At 26.6% G+C, this 1,164-nt stretch carries 2 protein-coding genes; both read left to right on the forward strand.

The window, feature by feature from the left end:
• The first annotated feature begins 218 nt into the window (after nt 1-218).
• Nucleotides 219-416 carry a hypothetical protein gene (locus OC698_RS03145; protein ID WP_143325112.1) on the forward strand — a complete coding sequence of 66 codons (198 nt, stop codon included), beginning with the start codon at nt 219-221 and terminating at the stop codon, nt 414-416.
• A 43-nt stretch (nt 417-459) separates the two neighbouring features.
• The gene (locus OC698_RS03150; RefSeq protein ID WP_304513232.1) at nt 460-861 is read left to right on the forward strand and encodes an OsmC family protein; all 402 of its coding nucleotides are present in this window, start codon (nt 460-462) and stop codon (nt 859-861) included.
• The last annotated feature ends 303 nt before the right edge of the window (nt 862-1,164 follow it).

Genomic DNA, 1,164 nt, shown 5'->3' on the forward strand with positions numbered 1-1,164 from the left:
AGTTCTTGAGAGAGAGTAAATTAGGGAAAGCCGGATGCTGGGAAACTTGCTTGTCCGGTTTGGACGGGGGCTGATTGTAAATAAAACAGCAAATATAAATCGCTGCATAAAACGCAATTAATCTATCCGTATTAATATATCGATTTAATTTTAATTATAAAATCGAACATTATTTATTAAATTGTGATACTTTAGAACAAGAAGTTTTAAAAACCTTTATGAAAAATAGAAATCAAACTTTTCCCTTAACTAATCAATCTTCAATTACTAAAAAATTTTTAAATTTAAATATCTTAATTAAAATAAAAGATGATGAAGTTAATTCAGAACATGGAATTTATTTATTAAATAAGAATATTTTTAATTTAGTTATAAAAAATAATAAATTAAAACAAATATATTTAGAAATTAATTAAATATATTTTTAATTATTATTAAAATTTAAAGGTATGTCTAAAAATGAAAAATCAAATAGAAATTATAGCTTATTATGAACCTAAATTACAAGATATAGGGATTATTTATAAAGGCTTAAAAACAAAGCTTAATTCCGCATTTGCAAATAGTTCGGAAATTAGTAATCCTAAAGAATTATTTTGTTTATCTTTATTAATGTGTTTTTATAAAACTGCACGTAAATATTTAAATCATTCTGATTTTAAAATAAAAATTTTGTGTCATAGTTGTATTGATGAAAAAGGATTTTATTTTGATATTATTTTAGTGTGCGGTATTAAAGATTTATCGATCGCTGAAACACAAGATATTATGAACTTTATTCATCAAAAATGTCCTATTTCGCGAATGTTAAATAATTATCAATATTTTCAAATTAAACCTACATTATATAAAGATTTTTGATACAACTGAATTATTGTATTTATTATATGGGCGCCAAAGATGCCTAAATTTCGCGCTATCTAACCAATAGCCAGGGTCGATAAACCCTGAATGGAGATGGTCGGTTTGACAAACGAAAGAATGTCGGATTATAGCAGACCATAAAAGCTGGTTGCGACGAAAGCAAATTAGTCAAGATGACTCCGCTACCGAATAATTCGATGGAGAAGCCTGCAATGGCCTAAGAAGGAAATTGAGGTAATTAACAAACCTGTTCGGAAGTTGCTTAAACAAACAGCCAGAGACTACTATATACAAATTTCG

It is taken from the genome of Candidatus Phytoplasma gossypii, from assembly GCF_030586975.1.
GTDB lineage: Bacteria > Bacillota_I > Bacilli_A > Acholeplasmatales > Acholeplasmataceae > Phytoplasma > Phytoplasma citri.